The sequence below is a fragment of the Microcystis sp. M109S1 genome (genome assembly GCF_020247025.1).
Classification (GTDB): domain Bacteria; phylum Cyanobacteriota; class Cyanobacteriia; order Cyanobacteriales; family Microcystaceae; genus Microcystis.
On sequence record NZ_JADBRW010000256.1, the window covers coordinates 1 to 8,984 of the forward strand.

Genomic DNA, 8,984 nt, shown 5'->3' on the forward strand with positions numbered 1-8,984 from the left:
GGACAAGCTTTTCTGAACGGAACCCCCTAAGCCGAGTTTTCAAGGTGCTGTCCGCCCACTTGGTTTTCGAGACGGTCTTTTTAATTCTAACGTAAAGCCAACCTAGAACGGCGGGGTTTCCCACCCAAAATTTTCGATGATGCAGCCAAAGCCAACGGTTAGTCGAGGTGATGTTGCTCTGGTTCTCTTTCCAAAACCCACGAAAAACTTTTTCCCTATGTGGGGAAAGACTCGCCAATAGACTGGACAAGAATCTCTAGATGGGCGAGGCTATGGGTGGCCATAGCAGTAAACCGCAGACGACTGGTGGGAACGGTAGGAGGACGAATTGCGGGGGCAAAAATCCCTTTTTCTAGCAGTTTTTGCGATAATTCTAGGGCTTGACCCGGATTGGCTACCGGTAAACATAAAATCGCCGCTTCCGAAGGCAATATATTAAAATTATTTAATTTACTCTTGACAAAATTAATATTTTGGTGTAAGCGTTGGCGACGTTCCGGTTCCAGACGAATAATCTCTAAAGCCATTCTAGCGGCGGCGGTGTCGGCGGGGGATAAACCGGTAGTATAAATCCAGGTGGCGGCGCGATTGCGGATAAAGTCGATAATTTTGGCACTTCCTGTCACATATCCCCCTAAACTACCCAAAGCTTTACTCAGGGTTCCCATCTGAATTAATTCCCGTCCCTGACAACCACAATATTCTACGCAACCTGTGCCATTTTCCCCCATAACCCCGGTAGCGTGGGCCTCATCCACCAAAACCATACAATTATACATCTCGGCTAGAGCGAGAATTCCCGCTAGGGGACAGATATCCCCATCCATACTAAACACTGTATCGGTGAGCAGTAAACAATGACGATAGTGATGACGGTGGGTTAATAACTGATTTTCTAAGTCTTCGAGACTATTGTGCCGGTATTCTTTCACCGTAGCGCCGCTTAACTTGGCTCCATTTTTGAGGCTAGAGTGATTGTATTGATCGCCTAAAATCAGGTCTTTCTGCCCCACTAAACAGGTAATTGTCCCCAAATTGGCTAAATATCCCGAACTAAAAACGATCGCGTCTTCGCTATTTTTAAAAGATGCGATCGCTAATTCTAAGTCTCGATGAATATCTCGGTGTCCAGTTAATAGACGCGAGCCGGTGCTTCCAGTTCCATAGCGTTGTGTCGCTGCTATGGCTGCCGCGATCATTCTTTCATCGGCTGCTAATCCCAGATAATCATTGCTGGCAAAATTGAGCAGCGCTCGACCCTCTAATTCTATAACGGCTCCGCCCCGGCCCTGAATGGTTTTAACCCTTCGATACCAATTGGCCCGATGGAGGGTTTTTAAGCTATCCTCGATCCAAGAGTAAGGATGATTCATGAGCGATTGATCAATATAGCGGTTAGCTAGGGGAAAATAGTCAGATTGTTCCCTAAAAAAGCTCTTTTAAGGGTTAATAGTTTCGTAAAAACGACAATCTTGACAGGGACCTGGGGGGTTAATCGCACAGCGCAACAGTTCGGATCTAGCGTTAAAACGACAACTAGCATCCCCCATCACCCAACGTCCTTCAATCAAACTTTTTTCGTTAGGAGTGGGAGCAGTTTGTACATAAAGGGATATTTTGCGTAAACAATAGCCACCAATCTTGTATTGATACTGGTGGTGACGTTCCAAAACCGCATAGGTTTGTCCTTTTAAGGCCAAATAATTACCCGGTTGTGGCATCCAATCCAACTGTATCTCTCCCAAACTTTGCCGCGGATGGGTCAGAATAACCTCCGTTGTTAATGAATCTTGCTCCATGATTATCCCTGTATTCTGGGCTACCTTTGCTCAATGGTAGCTTAGATCTCCGAGTCGATTAATAATTAGGGTCTGCTGAAAAAGTTTTTCGGTGGGGGTTGGGGGTTGGGGGTTGGGGGTTGGGGGTTGGGGTGTAGGGTTTTACCACCTGAATTTTCCCCCTGATCACTCCCATGCCTGGTACTTTTTGATTGACAAAAAGTCTAAAAGTCTTACCCAACAAGGTTTTTAGATTTATTCAGCAGACCCTAATTATATCTCCTGCAAAAATCAAAAATCTTCCGTTAGGTGAGGAGACCCCGAGACAGAAGACTCCGAGACAGGAGGAGAAAAAAGACAAGAGACAACTATCCTAGAATTGCCAATTTCCCGATTAAAGTAGAAGATAAACCGCAGGATTTTTCCGAGAATTTACTTTATGGTTTACCCGATCCCGCCTGAAGATAATCTACCGCAAAAATTTCCGAAAATTCCCTTAGATCGTCGGGCCTATGCTTTCCTGATCGACTTTGCCTCGATCTGGTTTTTAAGCTCCTTTGCCAATGGTGCGCCTGTACTGCAACTCTTCCTTTTTCTCCTGATTTGGTGGTGTTTGCGGGTGTTATTGGTAGCGCAGAATCAGGGTCAGAGTTTAGGACGTTGGGCCTTGGATATGAAGATCATCGATCTACGACTTCAGCGTTTACCCGGAATTTTGGAGTTAAGCAAACGAGAGGCGATCGCTGGTGGGGGGGCAGCTTTAATGATGTTAGGGTTAAATACTTTTTTTGACAATCCTTTAAGTTTGATTTTATTATCTTCGCCCCTTTTCGCCGATTGTGGTATGGCGATCGGTGATGAGCAATTTAACCAAGCTTTCCACGATCGCATCGGTGGTACGATTGTTATTCCCACCCGTCGAGGTTTTTCTCTCGATCTACGTTTAAGAAGGCTTTGGTATCAAGTTAAGGGCAGAATGAGAAAATAAATATCAGTTATCAGTGATCAGTTATCAGTGATCAGTTATCAGTTTTAAGTTTTGAGTTTTAAGTGAGCAGTATTAAATAGGGTTTGCGGCAAAAAGTTTTTCTTGGGGGTAGGGTGTGGGGTGTGGGGTGTGGGGTGTAGGGTTTTACCGATTTTCAGGTGGTCAACTACCTAATTTTCAGGGAAAAAGTACCTGAATTTTCCCCCCGCTCACTCCAATGGCCGGTACTTTTAGATTTCAAAAAGGTCTAAAAGTCTTATCGAACAATGTTTTTAGATTTATTCAGCAAACCCTAAATAGCAGTTTCCCAGTATCTTTTCACTGTTTACTGTTTACTGATCACTGAAAAAGGCGGGATCGGCCGGGATCGAACCGGCGGCCTAGTGCTTAGGAGGCACTCGCTCTATCCAACTGAGCTACGACCCCAATTTTTCCCCTAACCATGATAAGCCCCACGGCTAAACTGTTGATTGCCGTGGATTATTTAGGTTTTTTTTGGGGGGGTAATCTCGACTAATCCAGCAGAAAACGCCTCGATACCCACCTAGTTTCTGTTTTATGGTCGTGACCTTGGCAGTATGTTAATTTTATTTGCCCTTGAAGGCTTTTCTAAAATTCTTGCGATAGGCAGGATGAACAGCGAAGAGCAGCGGCCAGAACAGTGTTAGAGCTAGACGATTGGGTAAACTGGAACTAAAGTTAGTGCTTCTGTACCCATTCCAGAACTTCCAACCACCGAAACCATAAAAGATTATTAAGAGAAAAATAACCAGTCTCATGCCATCTCATCCTTAGATTTAGACAATTCACATCTCCTATTTTAAGCTTTGGTTTTGCCGACTTGGGAAAAGAAAATATTGTTCTGAATCGGGGGGACGGTGTTAGAATGCCGGTTAGGGACTAGCTCGATCGATGTCGGGAAACTAAAGCCAGAATTTGAAAAAAATATTTAAAAACGGCGAAAAGATAGCCTTGGGAGGAAATTATGCGAGCGGTATTAATGGCAGGTGGTTCAGGGACAAGATTACGTCCGCTTACTTGTGATCTTCCCAAACCGATGGTACCGATTCTCAACCGTCCGATCGCCGAACATATTATCAATTTACTACGAAAGCATGACATTACCGAAATTATCACCACCCTGCACTATCTCCCCGATGTCATGCGCGACTACTTTCAAGACGGCAGCGACTTTGGGGTAAAAATCACCTACGCTGTGGAGGAGGATCAACCCCTAGGCACCGCAGGATGTGTGAAAAATATTGCCGAATGGTTAGATGATACCTTTCTGGTGATTAGTGGCGATAGTATCACCGATTTTGACCTGCAAAAAGCGATCGCATTCCATAAAAGTAAAAACTCGAAAGCAACCCTTGTCCTGACGCGGGTTCCCAATCCGATCGAATTTGGGGTAGTGATTACCGACAAAGAAGGCAGAATTCGCCGTTTTATCGAAAAACCATCCACCAGCGAGATTTTTTCCGATACTGTCAACACCGGAACCTATATTCTCGAACCAGAAGTCCTCGATTATCTCCCCTACAAAGAAGAAGCCGACTTTTCTAAAGATTTGTTTCCGCTGCTGCTGCAAAGGGGCGAACCTATGTATGGTTATGTGGCCGATGGTTATTGGTGCGATGTCGGTCATCTGGAGGCCTACCGAGAAGCGCAATACGACGCTTTATCCGGCAAAGTTAACCTAGAATTTCCCTATCGAGAAAAATCCCCCGGGGTGTGGGTCGGTACTAATACCTATATCGATCCTAGCGCCCACATTGAGGCCCCGGCCATGATCGGCAATCATTGCCGCGTTGGTGCAAATGTTCTGATCGAGAGGGGTTCGGTTATCGGCGATAATGTCACCATCGGTGCTGGTTCCGATCTGAAACGTCCCATCCTCTGGAATGGTGTGGTGATCGGGGATGAGGTCAATTTAGCCGCTTGTACGATCGCTAGGGGAACCAGAATCGATCGACGGGCCCAGGTACACGAAGGTGCGGTGATCGGACAATTATCGATCGTGGGGGAAGAAGCGCAGATCAATTCTGGGGTCAGAGTCTGGCCGAGTAAACAGATCGAATCGGGAGCCATCCTCAATATTAACCTGATTTGGGGAAATACTGCCCATAAAAACCTCTTTGGTCAACGAGGAGTATCGGGCCTGGCTAACATCGATATCACGCCCGAATTCGCCGTTAAACTGGGGGCATCCTACGGTTCTATCCTGAAACCGGGGTCAACGGTAATCGTCTCCCGGGATCAACGTAGTGTCTCGCGCATGGTCAGTCGATCGCTGATTGCCGGTTTAATGTCCGTGGGGGTTAATATCCAAAACCTACAAGCGAATGCTTTACCGATTTCCAGGACTTTAGTGGCTAAATTAAACGTAGTCGGTGGCATTCACGTCCGTATCCATCCCGATCGCCCGGATTTTCTCTTAATCGAGTTTTTAGACGAAAAAGGGATTAATGTTTCCAAAGCGAGGGAAAAGAAAATCGAAGGGGCCTATTTCAAAGAAGATCTGCGACGGGTGGGAATGCAGGAAATCGGCAGTATGTCCTATCCGGCTGATATTCTCGATAATTACCGCAAAACCTTTGAAACTCAGCTAAATGTGGAGGCTATTCGCAATAGTGGTTCCAAAATCGTCATTGATTACGCCTACGGAGTCTCAGGGGCAATTTTACCAGAATTACTGGCCAAATTTGGCTGTGATGCCGTGGTTCTCAATGCCAGTTTACGTCAGAATGCCCTTTCCATGCAGGAAAGAGAGTTACTGATCCATCAATTGGGCCATGTGGTGGAGGCCCTGAAAGCGAACTTAGGCGTACAAGTTTCGGCCAACGGGGAACAATTAGTCCTCGTCGATGAGAGTGGTTTATCGATTCGCGGGGAACAATTAACTGCTCTAATGGTAAATACAATTCTGACCGCCCATCCTCGCGGTACAGTGGTAGTGCCGGTTCATGCTTCTAGTGCCGTGGAACAGATCGCGCGTCGTCACGATGGCCGGGTGGTGCGGACAAAAGCCAGTCCTAGCGCTTTAATGGAAGGATGTCAAACCAATCCTAATGTGGTTTTAGGAGGCTCTGGGCAAACTGGCTTTATTTTTCCGCAATTACATCCCGGTTTCGATGCCATGTTCAGCGTGGCGAAACTTTTGGAGATGTTAACCATTCAGGAACGTTCTCTAGCTCAGGTGCGGGCCGAGTTACCGCGCATTTATAATAAAAGTACGGCGGTGCGCTGTCCTTGGAAAGTAAAGGGTTCTCTGATGCGCTATCTGGTGGAAACTCACGCTACCGATAATCTAGAGTTGATCGATGGGGTGAAGGTGATTAATCCCCTTAATGATGACTGGGTATTGATTTTACCCGATGCTGGAGAACCTTTAGTGCATATCTACGCTAACAGTGAGCAGCGCGAATGGGTCGATCGGACAATTAAAGAATATCGTCATCGTGTGCAGCATTTCGTCGAACATTACCAAGGCGAAATAGTGATGATTTAAGAGTTTTTTACCCCATTAGCCGGCGAAACTTGACTATCAGGTTTTTTTTGACCTAAAAGGTGGCGTAGCCCTGTAAATGCTCATTTTTCCCGTAAAAGCAAGGCGATTCGATCGGCCGCTGCCTCACCGGTGCGGATCGCTCCCTCAAAAAATCCCGGCCAGCGATCGGCCATTTCTGTTCCGGCCCAGTGAATCGGTCCGACGGGAGTAAAAAGAGCCTCGCCGAAACTTGTCCAGACTCCGGGGGGCATAAAGGCGGCATAGGCTCCACCAGTCCAGGGATCCCCGGGCCAATCCACCTCATCGTAACTGATCGGGAAAAGGGCCTCTTGACCGAAATAAATAGCTAAATCCGAAAGGACGGCGGCACGGCGCGCTGGGCCACTCATCGAGCGCCAACGACTATAGCGATCGCCAACTAGGAAGGTGGCGATTACCCCCACGCCAGTTTCGGGATCGGAACTATCAGCACAGAGTTCCAACCATTGACAATTGCCTTGAGCAAGTCCGGCTAGTCCCTGTTTTCGCCAGAAAGGTCGCTCATAGGAAATCAGGACTTTAGCGCAGCATCCCATCGGTACTCGTTGGGTTAGTTGTTCTCGCTGGGGTGGCATCGGTGGATCATAAATAATGCGGCCGGCAAGATGGGGCGGCATGGCAATGATGGCAAATTTGGCGGTAAAAGTGTTCTGGCTGGTTTCTATGGTCACGCCGGCCGAGTCATAATTAAGGCGAAAAACCGGTTCCCCCAGTCGAATTCGCTCTCCTAACTCCGCCGCGATCTTGTCGGGAATTTGTCCCGCTCCGCCATGGATCAGTTCGGCTTCTGGATGTTCGGCTTGAGCGGCGCAATTTTGTCCCCAAAGAACGTGCAGCAGTGAGACTTGGTGGGGTTCGGCCGGCCCGAGAAACCCCACTGCACGCGCCATATAAGCAAAATACCATTGACCAAAATCTGTGTTTGTGTTTTCTTCAATCCACTGGGCAAAAGTTTTACTGTCTAGTTTTTTGGTGTGATCGTTGCTTTGGGGATAACCTGAAGGTAGGGTTTTGGCTAGTTCTTGAAAACGCGCCCATGCTGACATCGCATCTTGCCATTCTGCCGCGCCGATATCGGGTACTTCTCCCTCGTGGAAACCTTGAAAAAAACCGTTGAATTCATAGCGTTTGTTGTTGAACACTAGGACGGTTTTTCCCTGATTGGGAGAGGGAAAACGACGTATTTTATACTCCTCGAGGAGGGCCAAAAAACGCTCTTGGGTTGGGCCCACCCACTGACCACCTCGATCGATCCACTGTCCCGAGGGGAGATATTGACCAGACATTCTGCCACCGTAACGATTTTGCGCTTCGATCACCAGAACTTGATGACCTCGCCTCTGGAGATTACGCGCAGCGACTAATCCTGCTAATCCTGCCCCGACAACGATACACTCATAGCTAGTCCACATTGATGTCATGATTTTAGCCCCACAGAATACCTGATAATTAACAATTATTATTCTCCCCGATTGGCTCTCCTCGACCTTGTGTGATAATTTTTGCTTATGGAATCCTGAAGTGCTTATTGGACAAGACTTTTAGGACTATTTTGCGGATATTCTATCAGTATAGACCTCGTTTCCACACAGAAACCAGAAGAGCCCCCGATTTTTCCCTCAGTTTCTCTATCCATTGGCTCTTTTGATTAAATTATCTGCTGCCATCAATGTTTGATCTTCTTAGCGATCGCTTAAGCCAACACCTAGAACAAATTGTCAGAGAAAGAAACCCTTTTTTCTCTAGTCAAGGACATTTTTATGTGCGAGAATACCTGCGGCAAGAGTTAGGCAATTGGGGAAAGGTTGAATCACATTTTTTCCCTTTTCAGGGAAAAGTTTACGAAAATTTAATCTTGGATTTGCCTAATAATAGTCAAAAACCCCCGATTTTAATTGGCGCTCATTATGACACGGTGCCGGGGTCGCCTGGGGCCGACGATAACGCCACGGGATTAGCGGTATTATTAGAATTAGCGAGGTTTTTTGGGGAGAATCAGGCTAATTATCCAATTCGTTTAATTGCCTTTGATCTAGAAGAATACGGATTACTGGGGAGCATTGCATATTCGGAAAAATTAAAACAAACTAAGCAGGATTTAAGGTTAATGTTATCCTTAGAAATGCTTGGTTACTGTGATAAAAATCCCCATTCTCAAAAATATCCAGCTTTTCTAGAATATTTTTACCCCAACACCGGGGATTTTATCGCTTTGATTGGCAATCTCAAAACCCGCGAGGATTTAAAGTTTCTCAGTCGAGTCATGAGAGAAAATCAGACTCCCTGCGAATGGTTGCCGGTAATTTTTGCAGGTTATATCGTCCCCGATACTCGACGCAGCGATCATTCTCCTTTTTGGAGTCGCGGTTATTCGGCAATTATGGTGACAGATACGGCTAATATGCGTAATCCCTACTATCATAGTTCTCAGGATACAATCGCTACTTTAGACTTAAATTTCCTAGCAAGAGTCTGTCAAGGACTTTGTTTGGGATTGCAATCTTTACCGATGAGATAAAAGTTAGCCTGTAGGGTGCGTTACGCTAACGCTAACGCACCAATCCCAGTTAGAAACCCAACATTATTGACGACATTGGTGTGGTTGGGTTTCGCTCAAGCGTCGCTAATATTTGACAGACAAGAGTTATTATTGCTCAACCCAACCTAC

7 protein-coding genes and 1 tRNA gene are annotated in these 8,984 nt (G+C 46.4%); 3 read left to right on the forward strand and 5 right to left on the reverse strand.

The window, feature by feature from the left end; genetic code table 11:
• Positions 1–215: 215 nt before the first annotated feature.
• On the reverse strand, positions 216–1,373 hold the full coding sequence (gene bioF / locus IM322_RS12735; protein ID WP_287699045.1) for an 8-amino-7-oxononanoate synthase: 1,158 nt from the start codon (positions 1,371–1,373) through the stop codon (positions 216–218).
• A 66-nt stretch (positions 1,374–1,439) separates the two neighbouring features.
• The gene (locus IM322_RS12740) at positions 1,440–1,799 is read right to left on the reverse strand and encodes a DUF6464 family protein (protein ID WP_002763426.1); all 360 of its coding nucleotides are present in this window, start codon (positions 1,797–1,799) and stop codon (positions 1,440–1,442) included.
• A gap of 418 nt (positions 1,800–2,217) precedes the next feature.
• Here IM322_RS12740 and IM322_RS12745 point away from each other — a divergent pair, with 418 nt between their 5' ends.
• A complete protein-coding gene (locus IM322_RS12745) occupies positions 2,218–2,766 on the forward strand; it encodes an RDD family protein (protein ID WP_287674850.1) in 549 nt (182 codons plus the stop codon).
• Between the two features lie 352 nt (positions 2,767–3,118).
• Here the strand turns inward: IM322_RS12745 and IM322_RS12750 are convergent.
• Positions 3,119–3,192: transfer RNA gene (locus IM322_RS12750), tRNA-Arg, on the reverse strand.
• Between the two features lie 161 nt (positions 3,193–3,353).
• Complete coding sequence (locus IM322_RS12755) at positions 3,354–3,545, reverse strand: hypothetical protein (protein ID WP_287674848.1); 192 nt, start codon at positions 3,543–3,545, stop codon at positions 3,354–3,356.
• Between the two features lie 206 nt (positions 3,546–3,751).
• Between IM322_RS12755 and IM322_RS12760 the strand changes: the two genes are divergently transcribed.
• Positions 3,752–6,277: a mannose-1-phosphate guanyltransferase gene (locus IM322_RS12760; protein WP_287674845.1), complete on the forward strand. Its 2,526-nt coding sequence runs from the start codon at positions 3,752–3,754 to the stop codon at positions 6,275–6,277.
• Positions 6,278–6,357: 80 nt separating this feature from the next.
• On the opposite strand, the gene IM322_RS12765 is transcribed toward IM322_RS12760, so the two are convergent.
• Positions 6,358–7,737 (reverse strand): flavin monoamine oxidase family protein, encoded by a 1,380-nt coding sequence (locus IM322_RS12765; protein ID WP_287674844.1) that lies wholly within the window; start codon positions 7,735–7,737, stop codon positions 6,358–6,360.
• A gap of 248 nt (positions 7,738–7,985) precedes the next feature.
• Here IM322_RS12765 and IM322_RS12770 point away from each other — a divergent pair, with 248 nt between their 5' ends.
• Positions 7,986–8,834 carry a M28 family metallopeptidase gene (locus IM322_RS12770; RefSeq protein WP_287674843.1) on the forward strand — a complete coding sequence of 283 codons (849 nt, stop codon included), beginning with the start codon at positions 7,986–7,988 and terminating at the stop codon, positions 8,832–8,834.
• Positions 8,835–8,984: the final 150 nt, after the last annotated feature.